Origin of the sequence: Micromonospora humida (assembly GCF_016901255.1) — a bacterium.
Classification (GTDB): domain Bacteria; phylum Actinomycetota; class Actinomycetes; order Mycobacteriales; family Micromonosporaceae; genus Micromonospora; species Micromonospora wenchangensis.
Map to the genome: position 1 here is coordinate 114,571 of NZ_JAFEUC010000016.1, position 17,122 is coordinate 131,692.

At 73.3% G+C, this 17,122-nt stretch carries 14 protein-coding genes; 4 read left to right on the forward strand and 10 right to left on the reverse strand.

Annotated elements, in window-relative coordinates:
* Positions 1-48 precede the first annotated feature (48 nt).
* From JQX11_RS27330 to JQX11_RS27350, 5 genes are all read right to left on the reverse strand, one after another.
* Positions 49-1,281 (reverse strand): DEAD/DEAH box helicase, encoded by a 1,233-nt coding sequence (locus JQX11_RS27330; RefSeq protein ID WP_204927811.1) that lies wholly within the window; start codon positions 1,279-1,281, stop codon positions 49-51.
* A 224-nt stretch (positions 1,282-1,505) separates the two neighbouring features.
* Positions 1,506-2,324 (reverse strand): pyrroline-5-carboxylate reductase, encoded by an 819-nt coding sequence (gene proC, locus JQX11_RS27335; protein ID WP_088644699.1) that lies wholly within the window; start codon positions 2,322-2,324, stop codon positions 1,506-1,508.
* 77 nt (positions 2,325-2,401) lie between these two features.
* Positions 2,402-3,430: a 6-phosphofructokinase gene (locus JQX11_RS27340; RefSeq protein ID WP_088644698.1), complete on the reverse strand. Its 1,029-nt coding sequence runs from the start codon at positions 3,428-3,430 to the stop codon at positions 2,402-2,404.
* Positions 3,431-3,608: 178 nt separating this feature from the next.
* Positions 3,609-4,112, reverse strand: a complete 504-nt coding sequence (locus JQX11_RS27345) for a pyridoxamine 5'-phosphate oxidase family protein (RefSeq protein ID WP_204927812.1) — start codon at positions 4,110-4,112, stop codon at positions 3,609-3,611.
* 156 nt (positions 4,113-4,268) lie between these two features.
* Positions 4,269-4,772 carry a polyadenylate-specific 3'-exoribonuclease AS gene (locus tag JQX11_RS27350; protein ID WP_204927813.1) on the reverse strand — a complete coding sequence of 168 codons (504 nt, stop codon included), beginning with the start codon at positions 4,770-4,772 and terminating at the stop codon, positions 4,269-4,271.
* A gap of 281 nt (positions 4,773-5,053) precedes the next feature.
* Here JQX11_RS27350 and JQX11_RS27355 point away from each other — a divergent pair, with 281 nt between their 5' ends.
* The gene (locus JQX11_RS27355; RefSeq protein ID WP_043967208.1) at positions 5,054-5,746 is read left to right on the forward strand and encodes a Crp/Fnr family transcriptional regulator; all 693 of its coding nucleotides are present in this window, start codon (positions 5,054-5,056) and stop codon (positions 5,744-5,746) included.
* 95 nt (positions 5,747-5,841) lie between these two features.
* Here the strand turns inward: JQX11_RS27355 and JQX11_RS27360 are convergent, their stop codons facing one another.
* Positions 5,842-6,108, reverse strand: a complete 267-nt coding sequence (locus tag JQX11_RS27360) for a hypothetical protein (protein ID WP_204927814.1) — start codon at positions 6,106-6,108, stop codon at positions 5,842-5,844.
* A gap of 138 nt (positions 6,109-6,246) precedes the next feature.
* Here JQX11_RS27360 and JQX11_RS27365 point away from each other — a divergent pair, with 138 nt between their 5' ends.
* The 3 genes from JQX11_RS27365 (at position 6,247) to JQX11_RS27375 (ending at position 12,792) form a co-directional block, all read left to right on the forward strand.
* Positions 6,247-9,735, forward strand: coding sequence for an AAA family ATPase (locus JQX11_RS27365; protein WP_204927889.1), 3,489 nt, complete (start codon positions 6,247-6,249; stop codon positions 9,733-9,735).
* Between the two features lie 603 nt (positions 9,736-10,338).
* Entirely contained in the window at positions 10,339-11,184 is an 846-nt protein-coding gene (locus JQX11_RS27370; protein ID WP_204927815.1) for a DUF308 domain-containing protein, read from the forward strand.
* A gap of 189 nt (positions 11,185-11,373) precedes the next feature.
* Complete coding sequence (locus JQX11_RS27375; RefSeq protein WP_204927816.1) at positions 11,374-12,792, forward strand: alpha,alpha-trehalose-phosphate synthase (UDP-forming); 1,419 nt, start codon at positions 11,374-11,376, stop codon at positions 12,790-12,792.
* A 146-nt stretch (positions 12,793-12,938) separates the two neighbouring features.
* Here JQX11_RS27375 and JQX11_RS27380 read toward each other — a convergent pair whose 3' ends face one another.
* The 4 genes from JQX11_RS27380 to JQX11_RS27395 form a co-directional block, all read right to left on the reverse strand.
* Positions 12,939-13,733: an alpha/beta hydrolase gene (locus JQX11_RS27380; protein ID WP_204927890.1), complete on the reverse strand. Its 795-nt coding sequence runs from the start codon at positions 13,731-13,733 to the stop codon at positions 12,939-12,941.
* A 29-nt stretch (positions 13,734-13,762) separates the two neighbouring features.
* On the reverse strand, positions 13,763-15,169 hold the full coding sequence (locus tag JQX11_RS27385; RefSeq protein WP_204927817.1) for a flavin-containing monooxygenase: 1,407 nt from the start codon (positions 15,167-15,169) through the stop codon (positions 13,763-13,765).
* 156 nt (positions 15,170-15,325) lie between these two features.
* Positions 15,326-16,012: an endonuclease/exonuclease/phosphatase family protein gene (locus tag JQX11_RS27390; protein WP_204927891.1), complete on the reverse strand. Its 687-nt coding sequence runs from the start codon at positions 16,010-16,012 to the stop codon at positions 15,326-15,328.
* A 116-nt stretch (positions 16,013-16,128) separates the two neighbouring features.
* A complete protein-coding gene (locus JQX11_RS27395; RefSeq protein ID WP_204927818.1) occupies positions 16,129-17,076 on the reverse strand; it encodes an ROK family glucokinase in 948 nt (315 codons plus the stop codon).
* Positions 17,077-17,122 lie beyond the last annotated feature (46 nt).

The following is a 17,122-nucleotide window of genomic DNA, read 5'->3' on the forward strand; positions in this document are numbered from 1 at the left end:
GCACGCGGAGCGACTCATAAAAATTGCACATGCTCGACATTTCCAGGGCTAGAAATTCTTAGCCGCCGTGTGGAAGGTAGACATAGACGCCGAGCACGTCGGCGGGCTTCTGGGCGGTGACGCTGACCTGGCGGCAGGACCCGCCGGCCAGCCGCCTCCCGCGCCCGGATGGGCGCGCCGCGCGGCGCCTCGGCCAAGCCGTCGGGTCGAGGTGCGGCACCGCCGCGTCGCGCTTGCCGAGTTGCCCACTCCAGCAGCGGGGTGGCGACCTCGGGCAGCACGTTGCCGGTCCGGGGCTCCAGCAGCGCGGCCACCTCCCCGTCGGGCCAACCACTCGGCGGCGGTCGGCGCGCCCCGGAACGCCAGTAGGAGGGCCTCCTCGACGATCATCCGGCGGGGCTCGGCGTCGGCGGCCCGAGTGGGCAGGGTCAGGTGCAGCCGGAACCGCACCAGCCGCAGGGTGGTCCGCTTGGCCACCGCCGACGTGCGCATCACCACGGCCCGGCGCGCGGACCGTTGGTCGGCCGGGACCGCCCAGTCGCCCTGTCGCCCCCGGTAGGTGTGCAGTTCGTCGAGGACGAGGAACCATAATCCGCTGGCGGCCCCGATCAGGCGGTCCCATTCCCGGTGCCGGGTCAGCACCAGCTTGAGCATCACATAGCTGGTGAGCAGGATGTCCGGTGGATCCTGCAGAATCCGACGTCCAGCCTCCTGGTTCTCCTGGCCGGTGTAACGGTCGAACGTGACCGGCGGAGTCCCGTCCGGGAAACCCCACCGGAGGAATTTCTCCAACTCGTGCAGTTGACTGTTGGCCAGCGCGTTCATCGGATAGACGATGATCGCCTTCACTCCGGGCCGATAGCTGCCATCTGCCTTGGCCCGCAACACCCGGTCGACGATCGGCACGATGTAGGACAGGCTCTTGCCCGAGCCGGTGCCGGTGGTCAGGACATAGCTGTGCCCGGCACGGGCCGTCGCGATCGCCTCCCGCTGGTGCTGGTGCAGCCGCAACGGCTGACCACCCGGGTCACGCGGGTGATCCTTGAGGCGGAAGATCCGCTCGTTGTCCGGATGCAGCAGGCCCGCCGCGACGAGAGCGTCGACGGTGCCACCGGAGGCGAAATTCGGATTCAGTGACAGGTAGGGCGCGGGCCACTGGTAACCGGAGGCAGCGAGCCGTTCGACATGCCTTCTGATCTCCGGGTCCCGAGGGTCGACGAAGCTCGATGTGAACTCCCGGTAGTCCCCGATGAGTCGATCACGCACATCGAAGACATCCATTTGTACTCCTCAGGCCCCCACCATTGCAGGGTGATTCAACCATTCCCACACCCCGATTACGCGTCCCCGGTGCGCCCCGGACCTCGACGTGACCCGAGCGGTGGACCATTCAGGCCCGTCCGGGCACAGGTCAAGCGTCCAATCGCCAGACATGAGATCGGAAACCCGACAAGCCCACTCACACCGGCCCGTCAGTCCCCGCCACTCCGCCGACGTACGGCGGGTCAGTCGGCCTGGGCGGCGAGTTCGCGGGCGCGGTCGCGGGCGGCTTCCAGCGCGGCCAGCAGCGCGGCGCGTACCCCGTGCTTCTCCAGCTCGCGGACGGCGGAGATGGTGGTGCCGGCCGGGGAGGTGACGGCCTCGCGGAGCTTGACCGGGTGTTCGCCGGAGTCGCGCAGCATCACGGCCGAGCCGATCGCGGTCTGCACGATCAGCTCGTGCGCCACCTGTCGGGGCAGGCCGAGCAGGATGCCGGCGTCGATCATGGCCTCGACCAGCAGGTAGAAGTAGGCCGGGCCGGAGCCGGAGAGCGCGGTGACCGCGTCCTGCTGCGACTCGGGCACCCGCAGGGTCGCCCCGAGCGGGGCGAACATCTCCTCGGCCAGGGCCAGGTGTTCGCCGGTGGCGTGCGCGCCGGCCGAGATGGCGCTCATCGCCTGGTCGACCAGGGCCGGGGTGTTGGTCATCACCCGCACCACCGGGGTGCCCTCGGGCAGCCGGCGGCTGAAGAAGCTGGTGGGCAGCCCGGCGCAGAGCGAGACGACCAGCTTGTCGGCCGGCACCTTGGGGCCGATCTCGTCGAGCAGGACGCCGGCGTCCTGGGGTTTCACCGCGATCGCCAGCACGGCCGCCTCGTCGACGGCGGTCAGGTTGTCGACCACCCGTACGCCGTACCGGGTGGCGAGTTCCTCGGCCCGGACGGGTCGGCGGGCGGTCGCCAGCAGCCGCTGTGCCGGCCAGCCGGACCGCAGCAGCCCGGAGAGCACCAGCTCGCCGATCTTTCCCGCCCCGATCACCGCGACGGTGTGCCTCGCCGACCCCATGTCACCCTTCCGTCCCGTTCGTCCGGTCCCGTGCCCCTTCCCCTCCGGCAGGGCGGAGGGGAAGGGGTGGGCTGCGATCAGCTGCCGAAGAAGACCTCGGCCTCGTCGTAGCGCTCGATCGGGACGGTCTTCAGCTCACGGGTGGCCTCGGCCAGCGGCACCCGGACGATGTCCGTGCTCTGCATCGCGACCATCTTGCCCCAGTCACCCTCGTGGGCGGCATCGATGGCCTGCAGGCCGAGCCGGGTGGCGAGCACCCGGTCGAACGCGGTCGGGGTGCCACCGCGCTGGATGTGCCCGAGCACGACGGTGCGGGCCTCCTTGCCGGTCTTGGCCTCCAGCTGCTCGGCCAGCCACTGGCCGATGCCGCCGAGCCGGACGTGCCCGAAGGCGTCCAGCTCCTGGTTGTGCAGGACCATCTGGCCGTCCAGCGGCTGGGCGCCCTCGGCGACCACGACGATCGGGGCGTACTGGTGCTGGAAGCGCTTCTCGACGTAACCGGCGACCTGGTCGACGTCGAACTTGCGCTCGGGCAGCAGGATCACGTTGGCGCCGCCGGCGAGGCCGGCGTGCAGGGCGATCCAGCCGGCGTGCCGGCCCATCACCTCGACGACGAGGGTGCGGTGGTGGCTTTCCGCGGTGGTGTGCAGCCGGTCGATCGCCTCCATGGCGATGTTGACGGCGGTGTCGAAGCCGAAGGTGTAGTCGGTGGCGCCCAGGTCGTTGTCGATCGTCTTCGGTACGCCGACCACGTTGACGCCCAGCTCGTGCAGCTTGGTGGCGACGCCCAGGGTGTCCTCGCCGCCGATCGCGATCAGCGCGTCCACGCCCTGCGCGGCGAGGTTCTCCTTGATCCGCTCCACGCCGTTCTCGATCTTGAACGGGTTGGTGCGGGACGACCCGAGGATGGTGCCACCGCGCGGGAGGATGCCCCGCACCTCGGGGATGCCGAGCGGCTTGGACAGGCCCTCCAGCGGCCCCTTCCACCCGTCCCGGAAACCCACGAACTCGTGACCGTAAGTAGCGACGCCCTTACGGACCACCGCCCGAATGACCGCGTTCAGACCTGGGCAGTCGCCGCCGCCGGTGAGCACGCCGATACGCATGATCTGCTCATCCTCCTGGAACGTCAGGTGAAGCCCGGATAAGCCCCAGGATATGTGTCCGCTCAGACCATCGGCGTCGTTGCCGGCCCGGGGCGGGCCGTCAGTGCGCACTGTAGTCGGCTCAGGTGCACGCCGACACCGCGCCCCGGCCGGTCCCGCCCACCCGGGCGGCTACCGGTCAGTAGCTCACCTCGTGGTTCTCCCCCAGCTTCGGCGGCGTCCCGGTCACCGCCGCCTTGGCGAAGCCGAGCAGGTTGACCACCGTGCCGCCCGGGGAGTCCCAGTACTCGGCCGAGCTGGCGTGCACCTTGAGCAGGGTCAGCCCGGGGGTGTCCAGCCCGTCCGGGAACCACGCCGTGAGCACCGGGTTCCACAGCTGCTCGGCCCGCGCCCGGTCGTACGCCTCCTGGGCGGTGCCGGAGATCGATACCCAGGCGTGGTGACGCTGGTCGGAGAAGGCGACGTTGACCTCCGGGTTGACCCGGACCTGACGCATCTTGGCCGAGTCGGCGTAGGCGAAGAACCACAGGTCCCCGTCGAACTCGGCCGCCTGCAGCCCCATCGGCCGGCTGAGCATCCGGCCGTCGACCCCGATGGTGGTCAACATGCAGATCCGGGCGTCCCGGATCAGCTCGGTCACCCGCCGCCGGGCGTCGGTGATGGTGGTCGCGTCGTCGGCCATGGCGCACTCCCTCGGATCGGCTCGCCCGCATCCGGTGCCCCCGACGGGACCGGTCAAACCTGCCGATCGTCACGGGCTGTCGTCACCGCCGGCGGACCCCGCCGACACCGCGCCGCCGACACCGGGACCAGCCCGGACGGGCCGCCGACGCCGGGATCAGCCCCGACGGGCCGTCATCGCCTGCCAGCGGGCCAGGTTGTGCCGGGCGTCGACCAGCGCGTCGTGCCGGTCGGCCGCCGCCTCGGGCAGCCGGGGCCGGCCGAGGTCGTCCCAGAGCTGCCGCAGCTCCTTGGTGAACCGGGGGATCTCCCGGGGCAGCGCCGGCATCGCCCCCCAGAGCTGGGCCAGCACCACGTGGTCGTACGCGGCGTACCAGGCCCACAGCTCCAGCTGCTCGCCCGGCCGGTCCCGGATCGGCTCCAGCAGGAACTCGTGCAGGTCGTCGCGGATGCGGGCCCGGGAACGCCAGGCCCGGTCGGCCGGCGAGGGGAGCTTGTCCAGCACGTTGCGGCGGACCCAGGGCACGGCGCGGGAGTCGTCGAACTCGGTGGAGACCGCGTAGAACTCGCGGCCGTACTCGTCGACGACGCCGATCGACACGAGGTCGACCAGCCGGCCGTCCTCGATGAATTCACAGTCGTAGAAATAGCGGTAGACCATCGCCGTCCATCCTCACCCACCGTCGGTGACCGTCGACGGGCGGGGCGGGCACCGGCGCCGTCGGCCGCACGGACCCCCGCCGCCCCCGACCCGGTGGTCCGTCGCAGCTCGCGGAGGGTCACGGAAAGGTTTACAGGGGTGTACAGCAAGCGACTGGGCCGTCATGATCTGATGTGTACCGCTACCGGACGCCGAAGCGGTGTCAGTTCACCTCTTGCGGGGCCGTCAGGGTTCACCCGGTGAGCGAAAATTGTGGTCCGTGACCGGGGAGGGGTGGGGCTGTGGAAATGCGCCTGCCGGAGCCGGGTGACGCCCTCACGGGGGTGGAGATGTTCGCCGGGCTGGAGCCGGAGGTGCGCCAGCGGGTGATCGCCGCGGCCGTGCCGCGCACCTATCGCAAAGGTCAGTTGCTTTTCGTCGAGAACGATCCCGGCGAGTCGCTGATCGTGCTCCGCCGGGGGGCGGTGGCGGTGTTCCGCACCGCGCCGACCGGGGAACGCGCGGTGCTGTCGGTCATCCGACCACCGGACGTGCTGGGCGAGGTGTCCCTGCTGGACGCCTCCACCCGTTCCGCCTCGGCCGAGGCGATCGAGGACTGTGCGGCGCTCGCCCTGTCCCGCCCGGCCTTCATGGAGCTGGTGCACTCCAACCCACGCATCCTGGACGCGGTGATGCGCTCGCTGGGTGGCCTGATCCGGCGGCTCACCGAGCAGAACGCCGACCACGTCTTCCTCGACCTGCCCGGTCGGGTGGCCAAGACGCTGGTCCGGCTGGCCGGTGAGAGCCAGGCCCCGATGATCACCATCGAGCTGAACCAGAGCCAGCTCGCCGAGATGGCGGGTGGCTCCCGGCAGAGCGTCAACCAGGCGATCGGTTCCTTCGCCAGCCGCGGCTGGCTGCGTACCGAAGGTCGTCGGATCGTGGTCACCGACGTGGCGGCGCTGCGCCGACGCGCCGGCATGAGCGACCGCTGACCAGGGACTTTCCCGGGCGGTGACGCCCGGCGGGTGAGCGGGAACGCCACACCGGCGCGGCCGGCGGACCGAGGTCCGCCGGCCGCGCCGGTCGTTCACTTGCCGCTGTCGTCGGCCGGCGGGGCGCCCGGCCCAGGTCCGATCTGGTCCGGCGGTGTACCCGGCCCCGGCCCGATCTTCTGTGGCTTCGGCGTCGTGGTCGTGGTAGTGCCGGCGTCCGAAGTCGTCTTGCTGTCGGGATTCTCGACCATGCCCTGCTCCTCCATTCTGGCGAGAGTGACCGCGTCGACGTCGACCGTCTCCCCGGGGGACCGGACGGTACCGTCCGGGTCGGTCCAGTAGGCGGACAATCGCACCTGCACGGCACTCTCCTGACAGTGAGTTTTCCTCGTGAGGAACACTAGTGGCGGCCGACCAGCCGCAGGGTCCGCCCGCACGTCGGGTACCCGACTGGCCCTCCGCGGCGCGATAATGGGATCTCCTCACGTACGGAGTTCGTCATCGACCTCAAGTGTGGACACTGCTCACGGGCGGCGGGACCGGACGACCGCTTCTGCGGCGGCTGCGGACAGGCGCTGACGCTCAACTGTGCCTCCTGCGGGCACGGCAACAGTCCCGAGGCCAACTTCTGCACCAGCTGCGGGCAGCCGCTGCGCGACCACGCGGTCACCGTGCAGGAGGACCGCCGTCAGGTCAGCGTGCTGTTCATCGACATCGTCGACTTCACCACGTACGCCGAACGGGCCGACCCGGAGCAGGCGCGCAGCCTCCAGCAGGCGTACTTCGCCACCGTCCGCAAGCTGGTCCACCAGTACGGCGGGGTGGTGGAGAAGTACATCGGCGACGCGGTGATGGCGCTGTTCGGTGCCCCGGTCGCCACCGACAACGACGCGCTGCGCTGCGTACGGGCCGGCTTGGAGCTGCAACGCAACCTGGCCCGGCAGGCCGCCGGCCCACACCCGCCGCTGGGTTTCCGGGTCGGCGTGGCCACCGGTGAGGCGCTCGTCGACCTCTCCGCCACCCGCGACGGCGGTCAGGCGTTCGTCACCGGCGACGTGGTGAACACCGCCTCCCGGTTGCAGGCGCTGGCCCCCACCGGCGGAGTCGTCGTCGACGAGAGCACCTGGTCGGCCACCCGACACGAGTTGGACTACGTCGACCGGCCGCCGGTCACCCTGCGGGGACGTTCCACGGTGAGCCGGATCTGGCTCGCCGTGCGGGCCCGGCCCCGGACCGACCCGCAGGCCGCCGAACTGACCCCGATGGTCGACCGGGAACACGAACGGGGCCTGCTGGTCAGCGCCCTGCACCGGACGGTCACCGAACGCACCTCCCAGCTGGTGACCGTCTTCGGCCCGGCCGGGGTGGGCAAGAGCCGGCTGCTGCGTGAGTTGTCCCGGCACGCCGCCAACCTGCCCGGCCACCGGGTCACCTGGCTGGTCGGGCAGTGCCCGCCGTTCGGCGAGAACGTCACCTACGCCGCGCTGGCGGACATCGTCAAGGGGTGGCTGGGCGCGCCGGACACCGACGACCCGGAACCGCTGCGTGACCGGCTCCGCGACCGGCTGCGTCAGCTCGACGACCCGCACGCCATGCGGTTGGCCGGCGCGCTCGGGCCGCTGCTGGGGATGACCGGGGAACGACTCAACCCGGGTGAGACCGAGGCGGCCTGGCGGCGGTTCCTGCTCACCCTCGCCGGGCGGGGCCCGACGGTGCTGGTCTTCGAGGACATGCACTGGGCCGACCAGGCGATGCTCACCTTCGTCGAGCAGCTCGGGGCGGCGGCCCGGGGCGTACCGCTGCTGGTGGTGGCGACCGCGCGGCCCGAGCTGCGGGAGCGGCAGCCGGCCTGGACGGGCACGATCAGCGGCGCGATGTCCATCTCGGTCCCGCCGATGCACGACGCCGACATCGACACCCTCTACTCCCTGCTGCTCGGTCAGGCCACCCTGCCGGCGGCGTCGCGGGCACCGCTCATCGAGTTCGCCGACGGCAACCCGCTCTACGCCCAGGAGTACGCCCGGATGCTGATGGACGGCGGGCTGCTGGAGCCCAGCGCCGCCTTCGATCCGGCCGGCACCACCGACATGCCGCGTACCGTCCAGGCGGTCATCGCCAACCGGCTCGACCTGCTCGACCCGGCCGACCGGGCGGTCCTCCAGGCCGCCGCCGTGGTCGGGGTCCAGTTCTGGCCGGCGCCCGTGGCCGCCGCCCTCGGCCGGACGGTCGAGTGGGTGGAGCGGGCGCTGGACCGCCTGCAGCGCCGGGACATGGTCTTCGAGCTGCCCACCTCCACCATGGTCGGTCAGCCGGAGTACCGCTTCCGGCACATCCTGGTCCGTGACGTGTGCTACCAGCGGCTACCCCGGGCCGAACGGGTGCTGCGCCACCAGCGCACCGCCGACTGGTTGGCCCAGCTCACCCAGGCCGGCCAGCAGGACCTGGCCGAGGTGCTGGCCAACCACCGCTGGACCGCCCACGAGATCGCCCGCACGGTCGGACTCGACCCCATGCCGTACGCGGTGGCGGCCCGTACCGCGCTGCACCGGGCCGCCCGCCGGGCGTACGAGCTGCACGCGCTGGAGAACGCGGCCGGGCTGGTGGGCAGGGCGCTGCAGGTCGGCGGGGCACCCGACCCGGGGCTGGAGCTGTTCGCCGCCCAACTGGCCCTGTTTCGGGACGGGGACGCGTTCCTGGTCGACGGGGGGACCGAGGCGTTGACCGGGCTCACCGAACGGCTGGCCGCCGTCGGGGACCGGTCCGGCGCGGCCCGCGCCTGGACGCTGCTCGCCACCGCCGCCTGGAGCCGGGCCGACCGGTCCGAGACGCTGCGCTGCCTGCACCGGGCCAACGCGATCTACGCCGAGCTGCCGGAGTCCGAGGAGAAGGCGGAGGCGCTGCTGGAACTGGCCCGGGTCCGGATGCTCAACGCCGAGACCGAGCCGGCCTGCGTGGCGGCCTCCGCGGCAGCCGAGCTGGCCGAGCGGCTGCGGCTGCCCGAGGTGCGGGCCAACGCCCGGATCACCCTGGCGGTGGCCCGCTACATGGCCGGCGAGGAGCAGGCGTACGCGGAACTGGCCGAGGTGGCCGAGCAGTGCCGGGTGGATCGGCTGGTCAGCCGACGCCGGGCGGTGCACAACCTCGCCTGGGCGGCGCAGGAGGAGGGTGACCTGGCCCGGTCGGCCCGGCTGGTCGACGAGCAGCGTTCGCTCGACCCGGGTGGCGGGCACAGCCTGGCGACCAGCTTCGCCGACCAGTGGGCGCGGGCGTACTACGCCGGTGACTGGGTGGCGGCGCTGGAGCTGGGCACCGAGTCGACCCGACTGCCGACCGCCGAGTGGGACCTGCACATCGTGGCGGTCTCCGGCTGGATGCGGGCCCTGCGCGCCGACTCCGCACCGGGGGCGGGGTCGGGAGAGGCCGGCGGGGATCACGATCTGGTGACCCAGGCGGTGGTCGCCGCGCGGCGCAGTGGTTTCCACCGGGTGTTGCAGTCGACGCTGGCGCACGCGGCGCTCTGCCGGGCGGTCCGGGGCCGCCGGGAGGAGGCGATGCGGCTGCTGGTGGAGCTGGACGGGGACTGGAGCCGGACCCGGGTGATCCCGTTCGCCGAGTGGGTGCCGGCGGTGGGGCACGTCGCCGCGGTGCTCGGCCCGGACGCCGCCCGGCTGGTGCACGACATCCTCGCCCGGTCACCCCGGACGACCCCCTGGGTGGAGGCGGCCGGGCAGGCCGCCGACGCCACCCTGGCCCTCGGCGACGGGGACGCCCGGCGGGCGGCCCGGCTGTTCGCGGCGGCGGCGGAGCGCTACTCCCGGATGCCCGACACCACCGACCAGATGCTCACCACGGCGCTGTCGGTGCCGGCCCTGACCGTGGCCGACCCCGCGCAGGCAGCGGCCACCCTCGACCGGGTCCGCGACTTCGCCGACCGCAACGCGATGCCCGGTCTGCTCCGGCTGGCCACCCGGGTGACGCCCGGGAGCTGACCGGGGTCGAGATCGACCCGGGCGAGGCCGATCGGAGCTGACGGGGATCGATGATCGACTCACCTGGGCCGACGATGCGGTGTCCGGGAGATCTGAGAGCGCTGTTCGGGCTCACCGGAGTCGATCATCCCCAGACGACGTCCCCGGGCGGGGTCCGGGGAGGTATTCCGCTTTCGCGTGGAATGTGACTTCTTGCGGGTGAGGGGCGAGGGCGCGGCGGTCGGCGGCGGGCGGGCCGGCCGCCGGCCCGGGGCACCGGCCCGTCGGCGGGCAGCTCCGGCACCCCGCGTCGCGGAACCGGTGCGCCCGCCGGGTGCGGCGGACCACCGATCAGCGGCACTACCAGCCGGTACGGCACCGGATTCCCGTCCCGCCCACCGCCGGCGACCCCGGGCCGGGGTCGTCCGGGCAGGTCGCGACGGTGATGGGTGGGTCACCCGGAGGGCTGCCGTCGGGCCCGCCCGCCGACGGCGGAGCCGACGAACCACGAGCGGCGCGCCACAACGCACTCCCGGAACCGGGTGCCGACGTGTCACGATTCAGAGCACGGCGTACGGGGCGCCGACACGACCGCACCGGCAGGTGCGCGGAGGAGGATGTCCGGTGTCAGCGGGTGGCGCCCGCCGGGGACGGCGGGACAACGGGCTCGACGCGAGCGAGTACGCCGTCGCGGGCGACGTCGACCCGCGCGTCGGTGAGCACCTGCTCGACGTGCTCGCCGCGGGCGGGATCGCCGCCTACCTCCAGCCCTCCGCCGACCTGAACCCGATCACCCGGACCACCACCGTTCCGTCCCGGCCGGTCGACCGGCTCTACGTGGACCGTTCGCACCTGACCACCGCCCGGGACTACCTGACCCAGCTCGCCGACGAGGCGACGCCGGAGCCGGCCCGCGCCGAGCCGGACGTCGACGCCGAGTGGGAACGTCTCGTCGCCGCCTTCCACACCGCGCCCGCCGCCGGCAGCCATCCCTGGCCCGCGTCCGAGGACATCGACGACGACGGGGCCGATCCGGCCGCCCGCGCGGGTGGCCCGACCACCAGGGCGGACGAGCCGACGGGTCCGACCGCCACCGACGTACGCCGGTTGCCGTACGCGGCCGACATCTCCGGCATCTCGGTGACCCCCCGGGGCCGGCAGCAGGACGAGCCGTCGCTGCTGGACGGCCTGGACACCTTCGGGGCCGACCTGCCGGACGACCCGGAGGAGGGCTACACCCCGCCGCCGCCTCCGCCGCTGCCCCGGATCTCGAAGTACGCGGTGGTCGGGGTGCTGGGGATCGTGCTCGGTTTCGTGCTCTTCCTCAACCCGTCGTTACTGCCCGTGGACGCCTCGGTGGTCACCCTGCTCGGCTTCACCGGCATCCTCGCCGGGTTCGTCACGCTGATCTGGCGGCTGCGTCCCGGTGACGAGGAGGATCACGACCCCGACGACGGCGCGGTCGTCTGAGCCCCGCGACACCCCGCCGGGGCCGGCGGTCATCCCGCCCGCATCCCGGGACACCACAGCCCTCACGCCGGGCGTAACAGTGGTGTAACTTACGGTCAGTAGGAATACCGCTGTAGGTCACTTCCCCCACCGACTGCCCGGTTGTTCCTTGCTCGCGTGGTCGGTCCCCTGCCGATCGGAATGCCCGAGATGCGACAGAGTTCACTGGTGGTGGTGGCCAACCGGCTCCCCATCGACGACAGCGTGGCGCCCGACGGCGCCTGTGAGTGGCGGCGCAGCCCCGGCGGGCTGGTCAGCGCCCTGCACCCCCTGCTCCGGCAGACCCCGGCCACCTGGGTCGGCTGGGCCGGCGGCACCGGGCCCGCGCCCGTGCTGCCCGACGTCGACGGCGTGCACATGCGGACCGTCCCGCTCAGCGCCGACGACCTGCGCGACCACTACGAGGGCTTCGCCAACGCGACGCTCTGGCCGCTCTACCACGACGCGGTGGAGCAGCCCGAGTACCACCGCCGCTGGTGGGAGGCGTACCAGCGGGTCAACCAGCGGTTCGCCGAGGCGACCGCCGAGGTGGCCGACCCGGGCGCGGTGGTCTGGGTGCAGGACTACCACCTGCAACTGGTCCCCGCGCTGCTCCGCGAGCTGCGGCCCGACCTGCGGATCGGCTTCTTCCTGCACGTGCCGTTCCCGCCGCCGGAGCTGTTCATGCAGCTCCCCCGCCGGGCCGAACTGCTGCGCGGGATGCTCGGCGCCGACCTGATCGGGTTCCAGCGGGCCCAGGCGGCGCACAACTTCGCCCAGCTCGCCACCAAGGTGCTCGGCCTGCCGGCCACCGACCGGCGGATCGGCGTGCAGGACCGGGTGGTGCGGATCGGGGCGTACCCCGTCTCGATCGACACGGCGGAGATGGCGGCGCTGGCCGCCCGGCCGGACGTCACCGCGCGGGCCCGCCGGCTCCGGCACGACCTGGGCGACCCGGAGCGGGTCATCCTCAGCCTGGACCGGATGGACTACACCAAGGGCATCGAGCAGCGGCTGAAGGCCTACAGCGAGCTGCTCGCCAGCGGTGACGTCAAGGTCCGGGACACGGTGCTGGTGCAGGTCGCCATGCCGAGCCGGGAACGCGTCGGCCAGTACCAGATCCTGCGGGAGCGGATCGAACGCGAGGTGGGCCGGATCAACGGCGAGTTCGGCCGGGTCGGCGAACCGGCCATCCACTACCTCACCCAGCCCTTCGACCGGGCCGAACTCGCGGCGCTCTACCGGGTCGCCGACGTCATGGCGGTCACCCCGCTGCGCGACGGGATGAACCTGGTCGCCAAGGAGTACGTGGCAGCCCGGGTCGACGACACCGGCGCGTTGCTGCTCAGCGAGTTCGCCGGGGCGGCGGCCGAGCTGGACCGGGCGTACCTGGTCAATCCGCACGACCTGGAGGGGCTCAAGCAGGGGCTGTTGTCGGCGCTGCGGGCCGGGCCCACCGACCTCGGCGACCGGATGCGGGCGATGCGCCACCACCTGCACCGGCACGACATCCGGGCCTGGGCGCGCTCCTACCTCAGCGCGCTGGACGACACCGGCTCGCTGCTCACCCGGCTCAGCAGCAGCGGCTGACCGCACCCGACCCCGGCGGACGGCGACACCGGCGGCCGGGCTACGACGGACGGCTGGCCGGGCTGCGGGACCGACTTGCCGGGCTACGGCGGACGGCGGCCACCCGCGCGGGGGCCGACGTCAGCCCGGCCCGTGCGGGTGGTCGCTCAGCTGCGACCCGGCTCCTTGGCCAGCCAGTCCAGGAGTGCGTCCAGCGGCTCCTGCCAGCGGGTGTCGAGCATCAGGTCGTGCCCCATACCGGGGAAGAGCAACGGAGCCGCGCCGTAGCGGCGGGCCGCCCGGGTCAGCGCGGTCGGCGGGACGACCCGGTCGTCCGGGCTGCCCAGCACCAGCACCGGCGGGCGGCCCACCGCCGGCTCCGCCGGCCGGCCGGCGAGCAGCTGCCACTGCGCCCGCCAGCCGGCCCGACCCAGCCGGGCCAGGTGCCGGCGGGCGTCCGCCTCGGGCAGCTCCCGGCTGAACAATTGCCGACGGTGCAGCCGCAACGCGCCACCGAACAGGGCGGGCAGGGTGCCGAGCGGGTTGGCCCGCAGCGCCGCGCCGGCCGTGGCCGCACCGCCGAGCACCGGCGCGACCAGCACCGCCGCGCGGGCCGGGTACCGCGCCAACGCGTGCGACACCACCAGGGCGCCCGCGCCGTGCCCCACCAGCACCGCCTGCCGGGGCAGCCCCGCCGCCACCTGGACCACGTCGTGGGTGTACGCCCGCAGCGTCGCCCCCGGCGCCGGTTCGCTGCCGCCGTGCCCGCGCAGGCTCATCGCGTACGCGGGGAAACCGCGCGACGCGGCGTACTCCAGCCAGTGTTCGGCGAACGCCCACGCCCCGTGCCCGAAGCCGGGGACGAACAGCAGCGGCGGACGTCCCTCCTCCAGCTCCGGGTCGACGCCGAGCACCTCGCGGCGGGCCGGACGGACCGGGTGGGCCCACTCCCGGCCCCGCATGATCCGGACCCGCTGATCGGTCGTGCCGGTCACTTGCCCTCCAGGTCGTCGAGGGCGCGCTGCACCGCGCGCAGGTAGTCGACGTGGCCCACCTCGAACCAGTGCCGGCTGCTGTCCTTGACCTTCCCCGCGTACCGCTCCCCCGCGCCGGCCGCCGCCCGCGAGGCGAACGCGGCGGCCCGCTGTGGCTGCTCCCGGCGCAGCCGCAGCGACCGGGCGAAGAGCACGGTCTGCCAGTGCGCCAGGGTGAACAGCCCCGAGTCGGGCTGCAACAGCCCGGCCACCGCCAGCGTCGGGTGGCCCGGCGGGAACGCGTGCAGCCACAGCCGGGGGCGGCCCGAGCCGTCGGCGTCGCCGAGGACGCCCGGGTCGAGGAACTCGAAGCGGGGCAGGTAGCCGGTGGCGAAGACGACCAGCTCCGGGTCGATCTCCCGGCCGTCGGTGAGGGTCACCCCGCCGGGGTGGAACCGGGCCAGCTCCGGCACGGGGGTGATCTCGCCGTGGCCGACGTAGTAGACCAGTTGGCTGTTGGCGATCGGGTGCGTCTCGTAGACCCGGTGGTCCGGCTTCGGCAGCCCGAACCGGGTGAGGTCACCCACGGTCAGCCGCAGCGTCCAGTGGTAGAGCCACTGCCGCAGCCGCAGCGGCACCCGCAGCGCCAGCAGCGCGTCGTTGACCTGGTCGGCGGGACGGCCGAGGACGTACTTCGGGGCGTACCAGTAGCCGCGGCGGGTGGAGTGCCAGCAGCGGGACGCCTGCTGGGCCGCCTCGACCGCCAGGTCGCAGCCGGTGTTGCCGGCCCCGACCACCAGCACCCGCTTGCCGCGTAGCTGGGCGGGGTCCTTGTAGGACGAGGCGTGCATGACCTCGCCCCGGAACTCCTCCAGCCCCTCGTAGCGGGGCAGCTTCGGCGACCAGTTGTGCCCGTTGGCGACCAGCACGGCGGCGTACCGGGAGGTGCGTTCCGGGCCGTACCCGCCGGTGCTGCGGGTGGTGACGTCCCACCGGTCGCCGTCGACGGGTTCCACCCGTACCACCTCGGTGCCGAACCAGATGTGCCGGCGCAGGTCGAAGTGGTCGGCGTACCGCTCGAAGTAGGACAGCACCTGACCGTGGTGCGGGTAGTCCGGCCAGGAGTCCGGCATCGGGAAGTCGGGGAACTGGGTGAACGGCCGCGACGAGATGAGGTGGGTGCTGGCGTACACCGGGCTGCGGTCGTGCCGCCAGTTCCAGCCGCCGCCGACGCCGGTCTCCCGTTCGTAGCAGTCGACGCCGAAGCCGTGTTCGGTGAGGTTCTTGACGGCGGTGAGGCCGCTGGCCCCGGCCCCGATCACGCAGACCGTGTCGCCCCGGTCGGAGACCGGGCGGCCGTCCGGGTTCGCAGGGAGCGTCGTGGGCTCCGGTTCGGGCCGGCCGTGCTCGGTGGAGGGGGACACCGGGAATCTCCTTATGTGCGGCCAGGTACGCCGGTTCGACCGGCATCCTTCCGGGCCCCCGACCCGTTGTCCAGCCCGGCTCGCGGAGGTGTCGTGACGCGTCGCGGGACGACCCCCGGGCGGCCGTGACGGCCGGCCCGGGGACGTGCCGGCCGATCAGTCGACGACCGGCAGCAGCAGGTCGACCAGGACCGGGAAGTGGTCGCTGGCCCGGCGGGTGGTCGGGGTGTCCACCACGTCGTAGCCGACCACCTCGACCCGGGGGTCGACGAAGAGGGCGTCGATGCGGCGGCGCGGGTTGGTGCACGAGTAGGTGTGCCGGTCGGCCGCGTCGGCGGCGATCGCGGCGTCGACGAGTCCGCTCGCGACGGTGCCCCAGGCCGGGCCGTCCGGGCCCTCGTTGAGGTCGGCCCCGAAGACCACCGGCAGGTCGCTCGCCGACAGCTCCCGCCGCAGCAGCGCCGCCTGGCCGGGCCGCTCGGCCGGGTCGGTGGACAGGTGCGAGCCGGCCAGCAGGAACCGGGCCCCGCCGACCTGGCAGCGGGCGTACGCCGCGCCGCGCAGGTGCCGGCCCGGGGTCAGCGGGAACCGTTGGCAGTGCGTCCCGGTCACCCGGACCCGCAGGCTGGTCAGCAGCAGGTTGCCCAGCGACGGCAGCCCGCCGGCGGCCACCACCAGGCCGAACGAGTCGGCCAGCGTGGCGGACTTCTGCCGCCACCGCAACCGGCGCGGCGCCTCCTGCACGATCACCACGTCGGGGGCGGCCTCGCGGACCACGCTGGCCAGCGCCGCCGTGTCGTCGCGCTGGCTGTGGATGTTGTACGACACCACCCGCAGCGGCACCCGCCCGGCCCCGGCCGGGCCGGCCCCGGCCGTTCCCGTCGGGGCCGGTGCCGGCGGCGTGGCAGCGGTGTGGGCGGGCGCGGGGGCGTCCGGGCGCGGCCCCGTCGGCGCGGCGCTCATCGGCGGCGGGCCAGGTCGGCGGCACCGATGACGCCGGCGCTGTTGCCCAGCTCGGCGGGGCGCACCTCGGCCACCGGGAGCCGGCTGCGCTGGGCCAGCGCGTCGGCGAAGGACCGCCGGGTCGGGCCGAGCAGCAGGTCACCGGCGTCGACCACGCCGCCGCCGACCACCAGCACCTGCGGGTCGAGGATCTGCGCCATGTCGGCGAGGCTGGTGCCGAGCCAGCGGCCGATCTGGGCGAACGCCTCGGCCGAGATCGGGTCGCCGGCCTGGGCGGCGGTGGTGACCATCGGGCCGGTGATCGCCTCGGCCTCGCCGCCGGCCAGCTCCAGCAGGGCGGTGGCGCGCTGCGGTTCCTGCCGGGCCCCGGCGCGGGCGAACCGGACCAGGGCGCTGCCGCTGGCATACTGCTCGATGCAGCCGAGCCGGCCGCAGCCGCACTGGTGGCCGTCGGGGACGGTGAGCATGTGTCCCAGCTCGGCGGCGATGCCGTGGGCGCCGCGGACCAGCTCGCCGCCGAGGACGATGCCGCCGCCGACACCGGTGCCGATGGTGAACATGACCATGGAGTCGTCGGCGTCGCGGGCCGCGCCGTGCCGGAACTCGGCCCAGGCCGCCACGTTGCCGTCGTTCTCGACGATCACCGGGAGGCCGGTGGCGGCGCTGACGTAGTCACGTAGCGGTTCGTCGCGCCAGGCCAGGTTGGGGGCGAACAGCACGGTGGAGCGGGACGCGTCGATCCAGCCGGCCGCGCCGATCCCCACCGCGTCGACCTGGTGGCCGGTGGCGAGCTGGGTGACCAGTTCGATGATGACGTCGCGGGTCTTGCCGACGTCGTCCGCGGGGGTGTCCCGCCGGGCCTGCACGAGCACCCTGCCGGTGTCGTCCACGACACCGCCGGCCACCTTCGTGCCACCGACGTCGACTCCGATGGTCAGCGTCACCGCGGCCACTCCCCTCTGCTGTGCTGCCCGACATCGGCCGAAACCG

Bases quoted from the DNA above. Each gene is read 5' to 3' on its own strand.
- JQX11_RS27330 (WP_204927811.1), bottom strand. From the start codon at position 1,281: ATGGATGTCTTCGATGTGCGTGATCGACTCATCGGGGACTACCGGGAG.
- proC (WP_088644699.1), bottom strand. From the start codon at position 2,324: ATGGGGTCGGCGAGGCACACCGTCGCGGTGATCGGGGCGGGAAAGATC.
- JQX11_RS27340 (WP_088644698.1), bottom strand. From the start codon at position 3,430: ATGCGTATCGGCGTGCTCACCGGCGGCGGCGACTGCCCAGGTCTGAAC.
- JQX11_RS27345 (WP_204927812.1), bottom strand. From the start codon at position 4,112: ATGGCCGACGACGCGACCACCATCACCGACGCCCGGCGGCGGGTGACC.
- JQX11_RS27350 (WP_204927813.1), bottom strand. From the start codon at position 4,772: ATGGTCTACCGCTATTTCTACGACTGTGAATTCATCGAGGACGGCCGG.
- JQX11_RS27375 (WP_204927816.1), top strand. From the start codon at position 11,374: ATGCGACAGAGTTCACTGGTGGTGGTGGCCAACCGGCTCCCCATCGAC.
- JQX11_RS27380 (WP_204927890.1), bottom strand. From the start codon at position 13,733: ATGCGGGGCCGGGAGTGGGCCCACCCGGTCCGTCCGGCCCGCCGCGAG.